Annotated in this window: 17 protein-coding genes and 1 riboswitch; of the genes, 2 read left to right on the forward strand and 15 right to left on the reverse strand. The window is 37.8% G+C overall.

Going from position 1 to position 17,861, the window contains the following annotated elements; all coding sequences use genetic code 11:
* Positions 1 to 123 precede the first annotated feature (123 nt).
* Positions 124 to 321: riboswitch (FMN riboswitch) on the reverse strand.
* Between the two features lie 289 nt (positions 322 to 610).
* From ACYQ73_RS01915 to ACYQ73_RS01950, 8 genes are all read right to left on the reverse strand, one after another.
* On the reverse strand, positions 611 to 1,918 hold the full coding sequence (locus ACYQ73_RS01915; protein ID WP_460010905.1) for an RNA polymerase subunit sigma: 1,308 nt from the start codon (positions 1,916 to 1,918) through the stop codon (positions 611 to 613).
* Entirely contained in the window at positions 1,915 to 2,448 is a 534-nt protein-coding gene (gene sigX, locus ACYQ73_RS01920) for an RNA polymerase sigma factor SigX (protein ID WP_460010906.1), read from the reverse strand. Before sigX ends, ACYQ73_RS01915 begins: the two co-directional genes overlap by 4 nt.
* 83 nt (positions 2,449 to 2,531) lie before the next feature.
* The gene (locus ACYQ73_RS01925; protein ID WP_460010907.1) at positions 2,532 to 4,307 is read right to left on the reverse strand and encodes an ATP-binding protein; all 1,776 of its coding nucleotides are present in this window, start codon (positions 4,305 to 4,307) and stop codon (positions 2,532 to 2,534) included.
* A complete protein-coding gene (locus ACYQ73_RS01930; RefSeq protein WP_049668637.1) occupies positions 4,300 to 5,016 on the reverse strand; it encodes a response regulator transcription factor in 717 nt (238 codons plus the stop codon). The genes ACYQ73_RS01925 and ACYQ73_RS01930 overlap by 8 nt, the downstream gene beginning before the upstream one ends.
* A 157-nt stretch (positions 5,017 to 5,173) precedes the next feature.
* Positions 5,174 to 6,361, reverse strand: a complete 1,188-nt coding sequence (gene ccsB, locus ACYQ73_RS01935) for a c-type cytochrome biogenesis protein CcsB (RefSeq protein ID WP_460010908.1) — start codon at positions 6,359 to 6,361, stop codon at positions 5,174 to 5,176.
* Entirely contained in the window at positions 6,358 to 8,022 is a 1,665-nt protein-coding gene (gene resB, locus ACYQ73_RS01940; RefSeq protein ID WP_460010909.1) for a cytochrome c biogenesis protein ResB, read from the reverse strand. Before resB ends, ccsB begins: the two co-directional genes overlap by 4 nt.
* A gap of 13 nt (positions 8,023 to 8,035) precedes the next feature.
* Positions 8,036 to 8,569: a thiol-disulfide oxidoreductase ResA gene (resA, locus tag ACYQ73_RS01945; protein ID WP_402871983.1), complete on the reverse strand. Its 534-nt coding sequence runs from the start codon at positions 8,567 to 8,569 to the stop codon at positions 8,036 to 8,038.
* Positions 8,570 to 8,921: 352 nt separating this feature from the next.
* The gene (locus ACYQ73_RS01950; protein ID WP_132363137.1) at positions 8,922 to 9,653 is read right to left on the reverse strand and encodes a pseudouridine synthase; all 732 of its coding nucleotides are present in this window, start codon (positions 9,651 to 9,653) and stop codon (positions 8,922 to 8,924) included.
* Between the two features lie 295 nt (positions 9,654 to 9,948).
* Here ACYQ73_RS01950 and ACYQ73_RS01955 point away from each other — a divergent pair, with 295 nt between their 5' ends.
* Entirely contained in the window at positions 9,949 to 10,335 is a 387-nt protein-coding gene (locus ACYQ73_RS01955; protein ID WP_460010910.1) for a hypothetical protein, read from the forward strand.
* A gap of 95 nt (positions 10,336 to 10,430) precedes the next feature.
* On the opposite strand, the gene ACYQ73_RS01960 is transcribed toward ACYQ73_RS01955, so the two are convergent.
* From ACYQ73_RS01960 to ACYQ73_RS01975, 4 genes are all read right to left on the reverse strand, one after another.
* Positions 10,431 to 11,018 carry an Asp23/Gls24 family envelope stress response protein gene (locus ACYQ73_RS01960; protein ID WP_460010911.1) on the reverse strand — a complete coding sequence of 196 codons (588 nt, stop codon included), beginning with the start codon at positions 11,016 to 11,018 and terminating at the stop codon, positions 10,431 to 10,433.
* A 191-nt stretch (positions 11,019 to 11,209) separates the two neighbouring features.
* A complete protein-coding gene (locus ACYQ73_RS01965; RefSeq protein ID WP_460010912.1) occupies positions 11,210 to 12,280 on the reverse strand; it encodes a D-alanyl-D-alanine carboxypeptidase family protein in 1,071 nt (356 codons plus the stop codon).
* Positions 12,281 to 12,358: 78 nt separating this feature from the next.
* Positions 12,359 to 12,952: an SMC-Scp complex subunit ScpB gene (gene scpB, locus ACYQ73_RS01970; RefSeq protein ID WP_460010913.1), complete on the reverse strand. Its 594-nt coding sequence runs from the start codon at positions 12,950 to 12,952 to the stop codon at positions 12,359 to 12,361.
* Positions 12,924 to 13,703, reverse strand: coding sequence for a segregation/condensation protein A (locus ACYQ73_RS01975; RefSeq protein WP_132363143.1), 780 nt, complete (start codon positions 13,701 to 13,703; stop codon positions 12,924 to 12,926). Before ACYQ73_RS01975 ends, scpB begins: the two co-directional genes overlap by 29 nt.
* Positions 13,704 to 13,758: 55 nt before the next feature.
* On the opposite strand from ACYQ73_RS01975, the gene ACYQ73_RS01980 reads away from it, so the two are divergent.
* A complete protein-coding gene (locus ACYQ73_RS01980) occupies positions 13,759 to 14,265 on the forward strand; it encodes a DUF309 domain-containing protein (RefSeq protein ID WP_460010914.1) in 507 nt (168 codons plus the stop codon).
* On the opposite strand, the gene ACYQ73_RS01985 is transcribed toward ACYQ73_RS01980, so the two are convergent.
* The 3 genes from ACYQ73_RS01985 to ACYQ73_RS01995 all read right to left on the reverse strand — a co-directional run bounded on the left by ACYQ73_RS01985 (position 14,259) and on the right by ACYQ73_RS01995 (position 17,850).
* Complete coding sequence (locus ACYQ73_RS01985) at positions 14,259 to 14,633, reverse strand: GNAT family N-acetyltransferase (RefSeq protein ID WP_132363147.1); 375 nt, start codon at positions 14,631 to 14,633, stop codon at positions 14,259 to 14,261. The two genes, ACYQ73_RS01980 and ACYQ73_RS01985, sit on opposite strands and share 7 nt — an antisense overlap.
* A 199-nt stretch (positions 14,634 to 14,832) precedes the next feature.
* Positions 14,833 to 16,152 carry a diaminopimelate decarboxylase gene (gene lysA, locus ACYQ73_RS01990; protein WP_460010915.1) on the reverse strand — a complete coding sequence of 440 codons (1,320 nt, stop codon included), beginning with the start codon at positions 16,150 to 16,152 and terminating at the stop codon, positions 14,833 to 14,835.
* A 249-nt stretch (positions 16,153 to 16,401) separates the two neighbouring features.
* Positions 16,402 to 17,850 carry a spore germination protein gene (locus ACYQ73_RS01995; RefSeq protein ID WP_460010916.1) on the reverse strand — a complete coding sequence of 483 codons (1,449 nt, stop codon included), beginning with the start codon at positions 17,848 to 17,850 and terminating at the stop codon, positions 16,402 to 16,404.
* Between the last annotated feature and the right edge of the window lie 11 nt (positions 17,851 to 17,861).

Below are 17,861 nucleotides of genomic sequence, written 5' to 3' on the forward strand. Positions count from 1 at the left end.
GGGAGAATAGGCATGATTAAAAAACGCCATTAATTAACTATTTTCTGAGCATACGCTGTGTGAAGCCACATCGAAAAAACGCTCATACATAGCTAAATTCATAACAATGAATGACGATCGTACCTCCATCTTCTCCCATCCAGACTTTAACTGTCGGCCTTGGAATTACACCAAGTCAGCCATGCAAAAAATTATTTGCACAGGTCGCGGGCTGAAGAGCTTTTAGTAAATCATGCGAGCTAATATGTCTTAAAGGAAACATTAGCGATTTACAACTCTATTACCGCCGGTCGGGATTTTCACCCTGCCCCGAAGATGAATCATTATTTTTTTGTTTCATAGCCTTACTATAATGAATTATTAGAGAAATGTAAATAGCTTTGCTTAAAAAATTCCGATTAAACTTGTATGCTTTATAAATACTCGACCAATAGCTCATAGAGCGAAACTTTAATCAGTGAGGGTTTTCTACATCTCCACTAATCCTCACCAATAGGCTTTTATGAGCAATAACTCTTTGCTACTGGTGTCATAAAATGACAAGAGCATTCACGCACATATAGCGGCGAGAATGCTCCAAAAAATTTTTTAAGTTCTACCGTTATGCTGTTTATGGCATATATCGTTTATTGGCTCCTACAGGCTTTGGCAAGAATTTTTTTAAATCAAATCCCTCCCAGGTTTCCTGTACAACATTGTCTAAACGTATTTGTTGATCAAAGCTTGCAGCAGTGAGCATCATAGCTTCTATCAGCTGAGTTGCACGAACAGTATCCATGGTCGTTAAATCAAGCGGCTCATCAAATGTAACAATAACACCTTCTGCTACTTCTTTCACAGTGTATGTTATATTTTCCGGTACAACTGAAACGTATACATCATCATTTTTATTTCGCATATCGGTAAGTGCTTCTGTTACAGTGGGAAAAGTTTTACGAGAATCGGGTGATAAATATTCAGCTCCATTTTCATCTTTATATAAATAATAATTAAAATGATTTGAGCTTGTTAATGCCTTAGGATTACTTGGCTCTTCTTCCTTGGAAAATTTGTAGGCTGTACCATCAGGATTTTCAAACTCAACATCTTTATACTCTGAATCAGAGAATGTATCCTGTAAAGTCTCTAAATATTCATTAGTATCTGCTGAAGCAACATCATAATCATTTTCCTCCGGCAATACATGAACTAGTTTATCGCCCTTCTCCTTCAATTCTCCTTTATATGGATGATAGTTAGTAAGACCATTTGCTTTCTCATCAATTTGCGGCGCATACTTTTCATACATTTGTAATGTTGTAGGCTTTTTCTTCGCAAAATCAGTAGCAACTCGTTCATTTGGAATGATATACGTCATCGGTACGCTTTTCTTATCACGATTTGCCAAACCAATATGAAATACTACTGCATCTGTTAAATCTTCCTCATAAACTGATGATCGTAAAGACATGATCCTTGAATGTTCTGCTACTATGCTGTTGGATTCCATCATCTTATCATGGTTGACAGAGCTTTTCGCTGCATGACTATCCTGCGATGTTGAATATTGAGAGGTTTCAGGAGCATTAGCCTGGTCTATTTTTGCATCATTATGATTCATGAACATAGAGCCTGTAAGTACTGTTAAAGCGAAAACTGCTGCAACGCTCATAAAGATTGGCCATTTACGAATTTTCTTCTTTGTTGTCGCTGTCTCGGTACTTTCTTGTTGCATAGGAATACTGTGTTGTTGCTCTTGCGATGTTATTTCATCATCTATCGGTTGTTGTATAGCTTCTTGAAGATGGACATTATCCTGCAAGCGAGCATCTGTCATTAATCGATTGAATATTTCTTCTTTCGAACGGCGGTCAGAAAGCTTAGGGGCATTATTTAATAGATGCTCAAGTTGGTCATCATCAAATTGGTTATGTGTCATTGCCTTTTCGCCTCCTGTTCACTAACCTGTTGTAGCTGTTGCCTTAAAAATTTAATGGCACGATGCTGAGTGGTTTTTACCTTCGCTTCTGTCCAATCTAGTATTTGTGCAGTTTCTGCAATCGATAAATCTTGAAAGTAGCGCATAATAATGACCATTTTTTGGTCACCAGTACAGTGTTCAAGTGCTGATTGTACCTGCATAAATTCATCACTGGCCTGCAGCATTTCTTCCGGTGATGGTGTGGTTGAATGTAGCTGTTCCGTTTCCCAATCAAAAAAATCAAGTGAATGTTTTTGTCGTACAGCCTGCTTTCTAAAATGATCAATAGCGACATTTTTAGCAATAGCAAAAAGCCAAGTCTTTTCGCTGCTATTCCCTGCGAACTGATCATACGAGCGCAATACGCGAACATAAACCTCATGCGCTAAATCTTCAGCAAGTGTACGGTTTTTTACTAAATAAATAAGAAACTGGAACACGTCTTGATGATATGCATCGTATAACCGATGGAACACGGAGTCATTCAAAGCACTCCACCCCCGTTCTATTTATATTTGTCGTCTAAATGTCCACAGAAGTTACATCCAATTAATACCACTCTTTAATAGTATTAATCAAAAGGTAAATAAAACGTGAATGTAGTCCCCTCTTTTAGCACACTATCTACCATAATATTGCCTGAATGTGCCTTGACAATATTTCTAGCAATAGCTAAACCTAGGCCAGTTCCGCCTTTAGAACGTGTTCGTGCTTTATCAGCTTTATAGAAACGTTCAAAGACATATGGTAAGTCCTCTTGTGGAATACCATGCCCTGTATCCTGGACAGATATCTTGGCAAAGGTTGGCTCCTGCTCAACCTTCACTGTTACCGCCCCTTCATCAGTATGACGGAGAGCATTATCAACTAAATTCGTTAATACTTGTTCAATTCGATCCTCATCTATACTAATCGAAGCTTCGTCATTAAATTCACTGTCAAATATTAGACGAACATGTTTCTCTTTTGCAACCTGTGCAAATTTTTGAGTAATACGTTCAAATGTAGAATTAATTGGGAGCTCATCCTTGTAAAGCGTCATATGCCCCGATTCCATACGCGCAAGGTCTAATAAATCTGTTACGAGACGTCCCATACGTTTCGATTCATCATAAATAATTTTTGTAATCTCATTACGTTCTTCTTGATCTTGAATAAAATCATCATCCATTAGAGCCTCTGAATAACCTTGGAGCATCGAAATTGGCGTCCGTAGCTCATGAGACACATTGGCAATAAAGTCAGAACGCAGTTTTTCTAAACGATGCTGCTCCGTCATATCACGTATAACCGCAACCGCTCCACGTATCGATTCCTCACTATAAAGAGGGCTAATCGTAAACGTATAGTAACTTCCATCCATCTCAATTTCTTCTTCAAGCTTATCCTCAAACATCAGTACATGATCGAGCATATGATAAAGCTCTGGCGGAATTGGCTTCGCACTTTGTGATCCCTTATTGACAAACCATGTTTGCATTAAACGGTCCGCTGGCGGATTACTTAATAATATTGTACGATCACGATTAAACGTAATAACTGCGTCTGTCATCGATGTTAATATATTTGAAAGCTGTTCATTTTCTTGATTGATCACTTCTAGATTGTGTTTCAATTGACGGCCCATTTGATTGAAGGCAACTGCAAGCTGGCCTATTTCATCATTTTGTGTAGTCGGCATCTTCGCTTCAAAATTCCCTTTAGAAATTTCAAACGCCAGTTCACGCATTTTACGCAATGGTGACGTAATACGTGATGAAAGGAAAAACGCAAAAAATGTCGTCAGCACAAACGCAATGAAAGCTGATAGAAAGACAATTTTCGTCGTCTCTTTCGATGTTTTATGCAGCGCATCCGGACTTTGATAAATAAAGACAGCTCCGTGAACAGCATTTTCCACATTTAGCGGGAAACCAAGTACAACATACGATTCCAATTTTTCTTCGTCCGTTGAAGACGGCATCATCATTTCCTTAATAATCGGTTTATCTGATTGAAAAACTTCTTGGAACGATTTATTGGCTAAAATCATATCCTGTATTTCTTTTTTATTGACACCTTCCTGCATAGCGAAAGAAACTCTGTCATGGTTAATAGCAATAAGTGCATTTGTACTTTCTGGTAAAATATCTTTTAATAATTCCGAAGTCGATTCTGCTGTTTCATTATCATCTACTATACTGGCAACTGTTGCTGCAGTTTGACGCAAGGAGCTTTCTGCTTGTTGCATATGGTAATTCTGAAGAAATTCAAGCATTAAAATCGTGAAAACAAACAATACAAATGAAACGAGAAGCAATATGGTTACCCATAGCTTCCCGACAACACTGTTCCATATTCTATTCATTGACAACCTCAAATTTGTAACCAACGCCCCATACAGTAACAATCATTTTTGCAGCGTTTTCAGATACACGGTTGAGCTTTTCGCGTAAACGTTTTACATGTGTGTCAACTGTACGTAAGTCGCCAAAGAAATCATAATGCCAAACTTCTTTAAGTAATTGTTCACGGTCAAATACTTTGTCTGGTGATTTAGCTAGGAAATAAAGCAATTCATACTCTTTAGGCGTTAAATTTACTTCAATACCCTCTGCTGTTACACGGTGCGCATCATGATCAATCATTAAATGTTGGAACACAACTAAATCTTTTGAAGAAGAAGCATTTGTCGAAGGTGAGAATGCTTGTGAACGGCGTAATATAGCCTTCACACGTAACACAACCTCACGAGGACTAAATGGTTTTACAATATAATCATCTGCTCCAAGCTCAAAGCCTTGTACACGATTCGCTTCCTCGCCTTTTGCAGTTAATAAAATAATTGGTGTTGCTGCTCGTTCACGGATTTCCGCACAAACTTCAAGCCCGTCTTTTTCAGGCATCATAATATCTAATAAAATACAGTGATACTCTTTTTCCAAAGATTTTTCGATCGCTTGTTCACCATTTTCCGCCTCGTCAACAAGGTACCCTTCTCGCTCTAAATACATTTTTAATAAGCGGCGAATACGATCCTCGTCATCTACTACTAATACTGAAATATTTTCTGACACTTTCACGATCCCTCTCTTCTAATCTTTCTCTACTTTCTATTGTACATGGTACAGCACTTATTGAAAAGGAAAGAAAGCCTTCTTGCCACAGCAAGAAGGCTCTTCTTTCTAATACTAGCGACGTAAATATTTCATATGTGCTCAAAATCAACTTAGTCTATGCTGATGCGTATGAGTGTAAACCTGCAAGAATCAAGTTAACAGCAACTAAGTTAAATAATATTATTGCGAAACCAATTAATGCTAACCATGCAGATTTTTCACCTTCCCAGCCTTTCGATAAACGTAAGTGTAGGAATGCTGCATAGAATAACCATGTAATAAGTGCCCACACTTCCTTCGGATCCCATCCCCAGAAACGACTCCACGAAAGTTGTGCCCAAATCATTGCAAAGATTAAAGCACCTAACGTAAATACTGGGAAGCCAATTAATACTGAACGATAACCGATTTCATCAACTAATTGTAAATTTACTCGTTTGACAAAAGGTTGGAAAATCGCACTAATTCGACGTCGTGCAATTAATCGAATCAATAAATATAAAACAGATCCTACTAATAATGACCACACAACTGATGTTAATTTTTTCGCATTAATGAGCGGAGGCATTTCTACTAACGGAGACATGCCATGTTCTTCAACCGCCTTATATTCATTCATACCAAATAGTGGCGGCATTTTGTATTCAATTTGACGTCCATTACCCTCTTTATCAACATAAGTATATGTTGAATCGTAACCCATCAAACTAAAAACAGATGTAGCAATTACAAAACCAACGACTACTACAAGGAAGAACATTACCGCTTCTAACCAGAAACGTTGTTTAGAAGGTTTCTTTAAATTAACTACTTTTAATAAATAAATTAGTCCTGCTACCGCACTAATTGCTAAAAGTGATTGCCCCAAAGCAGCTGTAATAACATGAATTGTTAACCAGTAACTTTGTAAAGACGGCATTAAAGGAGTTACCTCTTTCGGGAACATTGCTGCATAGGCAATTATTAATAACGCCACAGGTAATGCTACTAAGCCTAGAGCCGTCACACGATAAATAAAATAAATCAAAACGAATGCCCCAACAATGAACATTCCAAACGCAGTCGTAAATTCAAACATATTACTAACAGGTGCATGCCCTGCATAAATCCAACGAGTGACAAAATAACCAAGCTGCGAAAGTAGACCTATAATTGTGACAGTGATCGCCACTTTACCCCATTTTTCGGTATTTTTGCCTGTAGCATTCGATTGCTTTATCGAACCACCAAATAATAAAGTGGCAACTAGGTAGGCTATGAATGCTACAAATAATAGGTTTCTACTTATGTCAATCAAACTCATAAGGTGTTGTCACCTTCCTTTTTCTTTGTGGATTTCTTGACATCTTCTGACTTATCTAACTGATCTTCATATGGTGGTAGACCAGCAAATGTAGTGACTGTATCTAAATCCTTTTTCATACTGAACATATTTTTATTCACATGGGCAGCCATCAACACTCGACCATCAGGCTCCACCTGTAACCATAAACGTCGGTGGTTCCAATACGAGCCAATTACTACACCAATCATGAAAATAATACCGCCGACAAATAACAATGGTATCGTACTATCCTTACGAATTGTAAAGTTTGATGAATTACGCGTCTCTGCTCCTACGAATTTCATTCTATATTTGTTTTCACCAAGTGGTTCAAATGGCGGCTTCCTGATTTCTACAAAGCTTACTTCACCTTTTGGAGTTTCTGGTGTTGTCATTTTAAATATAAATGCTGGGTTATTTGGTATTGATGTTTTTGTTTGTGGTTCACCATCTTTAAAACCAGAAAAATCTGGTGTATACACAAGAATCTTTACTGAGGAACCATTTCCTAAATCATATTCTTTTTTAGGATTCGTTAAATCAATGTCAATTTGACCTAGTGAATCTTCTTCTGTTGCTTTATTCACTAAATTAAAATTCATCTGTCTCAATTCGTCGAGGCGATAATTCATTTGATACAGTGCAAAACCGTTTTCTTTTAACGGATGATTGACACGAATAGAGTAATCTCTCAATTTTTTAAGATTATCTGTATCTCCAGGAAGAGCTCCGTCAGGTTGTTTGTATAATGTGATGTCTGTTTGATAGTTCTTCGCCATAGCATTGACACCTTGGTTAGATTGCTCATCCTGAGGTTTATCGTCATGGGTTTCTAAAATAAATTTATTATTTTTTATAAAATAGCCATCCATACCTGGTATAGCTCGTGTCTCGCCTTCACGGATCCAAATCGTCTCATCCACATAAAAACCAGGTACTAGGCGCAACATAACACCTGCTAAAAAGATAATGAGACCGACATGATTTATGTATGGGCCATATCGAGCAAAACGGCCACGCTCTGCTAGCAATGCGCTTCCATCACGACGAACACGATATTTTAATTCAGTCATTTTTTGCTCAACTTTATCTAGCGTTTCATCAGGGTTTGGCACTTGTCCATCCGCAACGATACGTTGGCGCTTCATGAAACTTTCATGACGTTTAACGCGTTGATTTTTTAGAGACTTGTGTAATGGTAAACCACGGTCTAAACTCGCAACAATAATAGATATCGCAAGCATACCCACTAAAATTTGGAACCACCAAGTGCTATACAAATTAGAAAGTCCTAAATTATTATAGAATTTGCCCAACCAACCATACACTTTCTCATAATACTCCGCTTTACTAGGTTCGGGGGCATTAACATACATCTCTTGCGGTAGTATTGTTCCAATTGACGCTGCGACTAACGTTATAATAATAAGAGCAATCCCGACTTTTACATTCGAGAAGAAATTCCAAATTTTATCAACGATTGTTGCGTTATACGTTTTTGAGCGAATCGCCATTCCGTCATAGCGCATATCAACAACTTTTGTTTGTTTACCTTCCTCAGTTAAAGGGCGACCACATTTCTCACAAAGCTTCGTGCCATATGGGTTACTATGACCACAAGCACAAATAATGTTTTCCATAGTCATTTACTCCTTATTTTGGCTTCACTAATTCCATGTACGAAGCAATTTTTCCCTCCGCTATTTCACCAGTAATAATTTTGACTACTTTACCATCTGGATCAATAAGGAGAGTTGCAGGTAAACTACCTACATTGTAGGTAGTACTAACGCTTTTCGTTTTGTCAATAACTACTGGGAACGTTAATTTGTGTCTATCGACAAAATTCTGTACTTCAAAATCTGTTTCCGCGATATTGACCGACAATGTTTGTACACCCTGATCTTTAAAGGCTTGATACTGACGGTTTATTGCAGGCATTTCCCTCTCACACGGCGGACAAAAAGTTCCCCAGAAGTTCAAAAACACTCCCTGCCCTTTATAATCAGACAGCTTATGTTTCTCACCGTTTAAATCTACTAACGTGAAGTCTGGTGCTTTAGAGCCCACTGCTATTAACTCTACTTTATCCTTTGTTGCTGTTCCGTATACCGTGTAACCAATTGCTAAGACTAAGACTGCCAAAATAATGGTACGAATGACGAGACGTTTTTTCTTTTTCTCCAAGTTAATAAACCCCCTATCTACTTACGGCTTAGAGTAACTACAAATGACGCTAAGCTTTTCATACAAACATTCATATGTATAGATTTTACCGTCTGATTTACAACATTTACATGTTTGTCAAATTTAACATTTATCATTCACTTGTGCGTCAAACACCACCTTGCAAACCGTGGAAACGATTTCATCAGGATGCAACTAATCTAGGTTAGCTATTCTCACCTATTATAGCAAAATGAAACACAAAGGCTTAGCTAATAATTATGAATGATTTATGAACGATTTCACTAATAAGAAAGTGAATACGTTACTATTACACATAGAAGTATTTCACTTTCTATTAGAAAATGCTCATTTATCCGATTTTTCCTGTCTCCGCTAACACTCGCAATTGCTTCACTTCATGCTTTGTTAATTCACGATATTCCCCCGGAGCTAGCCCGAATAAATCTAAAAAGGCAAAGCGTTCACGTTTTAGTTTAACAACAGGAGTACCGATCGCCTCGAACATGCGACGCACTTGACGATTTCGCCCTTCGTGGATCGTAATTTCACAGATTGCCTTACCTGCTTTTTCATCAAATGAAGTCATACTAACCATTGCAGGAGCTGTTTTGCCATCTTCTAACTTAATTCCTCGTTGAAGCTTTTTTAAACCTTCAATCGTTGGAACACCTTTAACACGAGCAATATATGTTTTGTCGATTTTAAACTTCGGATGTGTCAGCATATAAGAAAATTCACCATCGTTTGTCAATAACAATAAGCCAGATGTATCATAGTCGAGACGGCCAACTGGGAAAATTCGTTGCGGGATATGCTTAAACAAATCTGTGACAGTTTTGCGTCCTTTGTCGTCTGTTACAGCTGAAATCGTTCCACGTGGTTTATATAGTAAATAATAAACCTTATCCTCTTTCTCAAGCTTCACGCCTTCTACTTCTATCGTATCTGAGTTGGAAACCTTTGTACCTAACTCACGCACTACGACTCCGTTCACTTTAACTTTACCTTCTACAATCAATTGTTCTGCCTTACGTCTAGACGCCACACCAGCATACGCAATGACCTTTTGTAATCTTTCCATTCTTTCACCTCTAATTTTCTTTCACCTTGGTTTGACACCAAGCATTAAACCTCATTCGCACATTATGAATAAGGTTATTTTTCCCGCTAATCTGTGAAAATTATGTCATACTTTTATACATTATTAAAGAAAAACTAATTATGCATAAATAATTAAATGATTTGAAATAATTTTTATCAACTAGTTTCTGGATAATTTGCATTTAAATATTAAGGATTATCACCATAGTGTAGGTTGGTTTCCATTCCGGCACGGCGCTTTCCTGAGGTCGTCGGGGCAGCAGCTGTTTTATTGCGTGAAAGCGACAGCAGCAGCAGGTTTTTTGCGCGAAAGCGAAGCGGCAAGCAGCAGGTTGGTCACGAAGGCGTTATCACAAGACGTGACTCTTTTAGTCTTCGTTCCTCTCCCCGCTTTGCGTAGTGTCTCATCTGTGACGTTAATCCCCAAGGAGTCAACCAACTGGGACGAAGATCAATTTATATACGTGGAATACGTTTTAACAAAATGTCTTCCAACTTTTGAATTTTATCGGAACACTTTTACGTTTATCACCCAACTTTTGAGTTTTATCTACCAACTTTTAAGTTTTATCTACCAACTTTTGAATTTTATCGACATCCACCTTTCAAGCTTTATCTACGTAACAAATCATCCCCATCTTTTGGTGATGATCCAATTTTAATCAAATCCTCTTATTACTTTTCATCAAATTGCGAGCGCTCTTAATTTTTTATAAAACAAAACAAAAAAGCCACCATTTTCGGCAGCCTTTCATTATTACTCATTTCCACTATATTTATTTTCGATTGTAAGTCCATAGTTACTTATTTCTTTATTAATAAATTGCTTCGCGCTTGATAACTTTTCGGTTAAAGATTGTTCAATTATTGAACCATCTTGTAATGTAAAAATCAATTTTTCTGGCAAACTGACACCATTTTTTTCTACAATAGTCTGTTCAACTTTTACAATATCTTCCCAGCTTGTATAATCTTCTTGCAAACTAAAATAATGATTCATATGAATTCCTTTTGTATCAATATATTGATAGTTATTAATACATAAAAATATCAATGCACTAGCAATTACAAACGATGACCCCACGATTCCTCGTTGAATATTCTTCCTTTTTTTTGTTTTAGGAGTCACTAAAAAATTGATTAATAACATGACTGCTAACATGAATAATACTACCATTAATACAATATAGGCAGTAAAAAAAGGGTCAAAAAAGTAATATTCCTTAGGTCGATAGAACAACTCTTGAATTGGATATAAAAAAATAAAAGGAACGATAAAGCTTGACAAGAATAAAATTATTATTACCCCTATTTGATATTGCCTATTGTTTGATTCAGTGGTCATAAATAATTTCTCCCCTCTATTAATATTCCAAAAATTTAAGACTACCTAATTTAATTTTACTAAATTTTCTGCAATTTGTTAAATAATTCTAAATTCATGTGCACACAATCGTAATATGCTCGAAAGGTACTGGCGTCGCCCACAAACGCTATCCTAATGTGGGTCATAAACAAAAAAACAGCGAATCGCTTTTAACGATCCACTGATTCAACTTTAACTGGCACTGCATAGATACGCTCTTCACCTAGAAAGATGGACAGTACACCTTCCTTACGTTTTCTAGAAACATGCAAAACTTGCCTTACACTTTCTTTTTCGTCTTTATTTAACTGCAAAAGAATTGGTTCCTCTAAACGAATGGAAAGGCTTTTATTGACTTTATATTTACCTTTTTTCACCACTGTTTCAAGGCTGTAATCTTGCCAAACCTTGTTAGCTAAACCCCGATGTACGTTCCAGTCATCGGATTCATTCAAAGTGACGACAATACATGTTTGCCCGTCCTTTTGGAAGGCGGTTGCAAGGGTCCGACCAGCTACCTTCGTAAAGCCTGTTTTTCCGGCAAATGCTGAACCTTTAGCTGATTTTAATGCATTAACAGGTTGTTGTGTTTCATCGCCTATTTCGATGGCAACCCCTGACCCTTCTCGTAATAAACGGTGCTTATTTTCCCATAACATCCCGTTTTCAGTATTGGCACGATATAGAACTGTGGAGGCAATCTTCTTGAAAGTTTTATTTTGGAGAGCAACCCTTAACATTTCAGCAGTATCTCTCGCTGACGATAAGTGCTCATCATGGTGCAAGCCGGACGGGTTCATAAATACTGTATTTGTGAGACCAGCAACAACAGCCCGCTCATTCATTAACTTGACGAACCCTTCTACCGATCCGCCAGCATGCTCTGCTAAAGCTGTTGCTGCGTCATTTCCTGAGCGAAGCATCAAACCATATAACAGTGTTTCTACCGAAACCTTTTCACCTGCTTGCAAGTAAATTGACGAGCCCTCAGCAGTTGCAGCCCTCGGTGAAATAACTACTTCATCTTGAAGATTGCTATTCTCAATAGCAACAAGTGCTGTCCAAATTTTTGTTAAGCTAGCAATTGGTAACCGTGCATCACTATTTGATTCAAATAAAACACGGCCCGTATCACCATCTAAAACAGCATATCCGCTACCTCCCCGTGCTAAACTGGTTTCTGGAAGCATTAACATTACCACGACTATCATGAACAATATTAAACGTACTAACCGAAGCAACGAGCCACTCCTTATTAAAAGTAATAGGAAAATATAGATTATATTTATGTTTCAAGCTAAGTATTATACCTTGCTCATTTACTTTACTCCACTAAAGGTTTCTTGGAATTTCGTCATAAATAGATCTGTTTCTTGCTCTTGTTCAACTAACTCTTCTTCAGGTAAAGGCGGCATTTCATCTATACTATTTAAACCAAAGTAGTTTAAGAATTCTTTTGTAGTACCATATAAGATTGCACGTCCTGTCCCTTCCGAGCGACCAACTTCCTTAATTAACCCTCTAGAAACGAGCGTTTGAATTGGTCTTTCACATTTCACACCACGTAAATCTTCAATTGCTACACGTGTAATTGGTTGTTTGTATGCCACAATAGCCAATACCTCGAGTGAGGCTTGCGATAATGATTGAGCAGTTGGATTTTCTACTAATCTTTGAATGGTATCTGCTAAATCAGATTTTGTGATAAGCTGATAAACTCCAGCTATTTCTTTTATAGTAACGCCTCTTGTTAAATCTTCTTCATATGTTGTTTTCAATACTTCCATTGTTTGTACGACTAACTCGTCCGGTTCACCTAAAAGTTGTGACAATTGTTTAATGGTTAAGCCGTCGTCTCCAACAACAAATAATAAGGCTTCTATTCTACTCTGTAGCATCATTGTTTTCGTCATCATCCCACTCCTCCTTCTGTAATGTAACTGTTAATTCTTCAAAGTTACCGTCTTGCTCTACGATGACGACCTGACGTTTCATTAGTTCAAGAATAGATAAAAACGTCAGAATAAGCGTTGGCTTATCTTCATAGGGAAAAAGCTCGAAAAATGATGCACGTCCACCTGTAGTTCGTAATGAATCGACAACTGAACGCATTTGGTCTTTCACTGAACGTTCTTGTCTCGCTACAGTTGTTTTTAGCGGTTTCTTTAATTTTTTTCGACGCATCAGTTTTTGAAAGGCTCCAAGCATGTCATAGATGTTGACGTTCAAATCAAATAACGCCATTTGCTCATCTGATGCTAACTCTGATAAATCTGCTGGAGGCCGTGTAAATACCTGTGCACGATCTGTTTCAAGCTCTTGCAGGCTACTCGCTGCTTCTTTATATTTCTTATACTCTATTAAACGTTGCACCAGTTCTTCACGAGGGTCTGGGCCGTCAACTTCTAATTCGGCATCTTCCAGCTCACCTTCATGAATTGGCAAGAGCATACGACTTTTAATAGCTAATAATGTTGCAGCCATCACTAAATATTCACTAGCCTCATTTAACTCAAGTACCTGCATAGCATGTATATGGTCGATATATTGTTGAGTAATTTCAGCCATTGGGATATCATAAATATCAATTTCCAATCTGTGAATTAAATGCAATAATAAATCAAGAGGCCCTGAAAAGGCTTCTAATTTTACTTCATAAGACATTGTTTTACCACCCTGAGATTCTATGTTCTTTTAGTATAGTAGAAAGGAGTCCAAAATGCATCCACAGCACCACACTTTATTTATCGACTATTGTACTTTTTTCAATGGTAATCAAGATTTTTTTGAATGCCATGAAGTCCTTGAAGAATACTGGAAAGATATTGCTCCAAGTGATAAAAAGCACCCACTCGTTGGATACGTACAGCTCGCAACAGGTTTATATCATTGGCGACGTGACAATTTTATTGGTGCTGCGCGAATTTTAGAAAAAGCACTCCATAATTTCCAACAGAATATGGGACACATCTTTTTTGACGAAATCGACTACGAAATACTACTAACACAACTAACAGATTCACTTTCTGCTACCCAAAGGGGCAAGTCCTTTCAAGCATTTCAACTTCCTCTTTCATCCACATTAGAGGAATTAGTATTTGCTCGCATACAGATTTTACCACCAAGCAACTCTAACTATCTTCTTCATAAACATATGCTTCGAGATCGCTCACATATTCTTGCAGAGCGTCAAGAAAGCAAACAAAGAAAAAGCAGACGTCAATGATCGTCTGCTTCTTCATCGATACAATTTATACATTTTTGAACAATATTACGCGTTTCCTCTGTTGCACGCACACTTTCATACTGGCCAAGGTCTGCTACCTCCTGTAGCATTTCCTTCGCAACACCCTCACCTCTATAAGAAGGGACAACGGAAACATGTTGAATCATAGCTATATTATTACTGTCTGTTACAAGTCCAACAATGCCTACATACTCATCGTTCTTTTTCCATAAATATAAAACCCAATTATCATCATTTTCATAGGAGTGGATTGTCTCTTTGAGCTTTTTTATGTCTTTTTCGTTAGGCATAAACGAGAGTAGCCCCATTGCTATTTTCTCGAAAGCTTTTTTATATCGAATTAACATATTTGTCTATTCCCTCATTTTCTAGCTGTACATAATCTTTGACTATCCTACACGATTTGTACTTTTACCGCAAGTCAATTTCTGTCTTACGAACCAGGTCCGAGAATACCTTTAGACGCCAATACCCAATAGACAACGCCCCACAACAAAATAAAAGTTGAAATGGACGCTAGTAATACCCATTTGTTTTTTCTCATTTTTACTCACCCTTTTTTAACGTTAGCGGGAGATCGTTTTGTACAATATCTTCATAACTTTCGCGTCGAATTGCTAATTGATGCTTGCCATTTTCTACAAATACAACTGCTGGTCGTGGCACACGATTATAGTTACTCGCCATAGAATATCCATACGCACCAGTACAGAAGATTGCTAACACATCACCAGAAGCTGCTTCCTGAAGCTTAGCATCAATGATTAATTTATCGCCAGATTCACAAAGTTTACCAGCCACTGTATATGTTTCACTTTTTGATTCATTTGCTTTACTTGCAATGACAGCCTCATACTTCGCATCATATAATGCTGGACGGATATTATCACTCATACCGCCATCGACAGCAATATACTTACGAACATTAGGTACTGTTTTTTGTGAACCAATTGTATAAAGTGATGTTCCTGCATCGCCTACAAGTGATCGCCCTGGTTCAATCCAAATTTCCGGCATAGTTAGACCAAGTACTGTCGCTTTGTTCTTTACAACTGTAATCATATCCTCTACATATACTTGTGGCTCAAGCGGTGCATCTTCCTCAGTATAACGAATTCCGAAGCCCCCTCCTAAGTTTAACACAGTACATGTAAAATCGTGAGTCTTGTTCCAATCAGAAATTTTATCAATTAGTTTTTCTCCTGCTAAGGCAAAGCCCGCTGTGTCAAAAATTTGTGAGCCGATATGGCAGTGTAATCCTAGAAGCTCTAAGTATTCATGGTTAAAAGTTTGTTGGAAAGCTTCATCTGCTTGACCATTATTTAAGTCGAAGCCAAATTTAGAATCCGCTTGACCTGTCGTAATGAAATCATGCGTATGTGCCTCAACACCTGGTGTGACGCGTAGTAATATACGCATTTTTTGACGACGGCGCTCTGAGATTTCTTGTAAAAGTTGAATTTCATAGAAATTATCCACGACAATACAACCGATTTTCGAGTCAAAGGCTAATTCTAATTCCGCAATGTTCTTATTATTACCATGGAAATGAATGCGCTCTGCAGGGAAACCAGCCTTTAAAGCTGTAAATAATTCTCCACCAGAGACAACATCTAAAGATAGACTTTCTTCTGCCGCTAATTGGTACACAGCTACACATGCAAATGCTTTTGAAGCATAAGCTACTTCTGCTTTTACACCTAGTTTTTTAAATGTATCAATAAAGCCGCGTGCTCGCTCACGAATAAGCGCTGTATCATACACAAATAAAGGTGTACCATACTCTTTTGCAAGCTCTATTGTATCTACCTGTCCAATCGTTAAATGACCATCTTCAGAAATCGCTTGTGTTCCATAAAAATGCATGTGCATCTCTCCCTTTTCACATCGTTCCATCTTGTGATAAAATTTGCACCTCAAATGGAAGTAGCAATGCTACTAGCCTTTTTAGAGCTATCATTCACCAAAGGTTCGAACAGTACTCGATGGCTAATATTACATATATACCAACACCTTGTCGTGAAGAACCCTTTGATGAATGGAGACAATTTTCACAAAAATCACAAAATACTATATGTGAACTTTATCACATGAAAAAAACGAGTGCAACGGCTCCTATGATCTTTTTCGATGTTCGGAATCGACTACATAAGGTCTTAATGCATCTGCTGTCATTGGGAAACGGACAAGTACGCGAAGCATCGCATTTGGAAAGAACGGAATAAGTGGCCATAAAAAAGGCGCTTGCATCGGACGTAATGAACATAAATACGTAAATAATATAAATAACCCAATAAATAACCCATTAACTCCCCAAATTCCAGTCATTATTAACAACAATATTCTAAAGAGTTTAATGGAGATACCCAATTCATACGACGGAATTATAAAGGTCAGAATAGCTGAAATGGCTGTATATAACACTACTTCTGGCGAGAATACCCCAACATCAATAGCAATCTGGCCAATCGTTATACCCGCAACCAACCCCATCGCAGTGGATAATGGGGATGGGGTATGAATGGCGGCCATCCTCAAAAATTCTATCCCAATATCTCCAATAAGTACTTGTAGTAAAAGTGGGATATGTGATTTTTTCTTTGCCCCTAAAAAGGATAACTCATCGGGTAAATGTATCCCGTGCGTTGCACATAAATACCACATTGGCAATAATAATAAACCCGTAATTACTCCAAAATAGCGCATAAAACGGACGAAGGTTCCGACTGATGGTGCCTGCCTATACTCCTCAGCATGCTGCAGTAAATGAAAAGCCGTTGCTGGCACAATAATGACAGAAGGAGACGTATCGACAACAATGGCTATATGGCCCTCAAGTAAATGCGCTGCGGTAATATCTGGTCGTTCCGTATAACGTACAAAAGGAACTGGATGAAACTTCTGTTTAAACAGCCATTCCTCTAGTGATTTATCAGTCATAGTCAAACCATCATGATGAATTTGTTTAATGCGCTGTCGCAATTTATCGAGCGTTTCATCACTCGCAATACCCTTTATAAACACTAGCGCAACATCGGTTTGACCGATTTCGGATATTTTATGTAGCTCGAAACGTAAATTACTATTGCGAATTCGTCGACGAATCAAAGCAGCATTTTGTGAAATCCCTTCTATAAAGCCATCCCTAGATCCACGAATAACCTTTTCATTGTCAGGCTCCTCAGGGGTACGTCCTGGATAACTTCGTATCTCTGCAACATAGCCGTAACCACTTTTCGTTATAAAGGCTACTTGTCCACTTAATATTGATAATAAAATGGCTTCACGTTTGGTTTCCTCTGAACGACCTTGGTAATTGAAATAGGCTTCAAAATACTCCTTTTCATCCTCAATATCAATGTCTTCATCAGGTAACATGTTTGAGAGTAATTGTGTTAACACTATTCCATCCACAAGTCCGCTTATATATGCACAAAGAACCGGCAAATCTTTGACAAATACATGCTTAATACTAACGTCAAATGATTCGCCGTCACCAAATTGTTCATTAAGAAAATTTTCGGCTTCTTCTAAGCTGTTAAAAAGTTTATCTTTTTCTGTCATGCTGTCACCAT

This window comes from Lysinibacillus sp. CTST325, assembly GCF_054665055.1.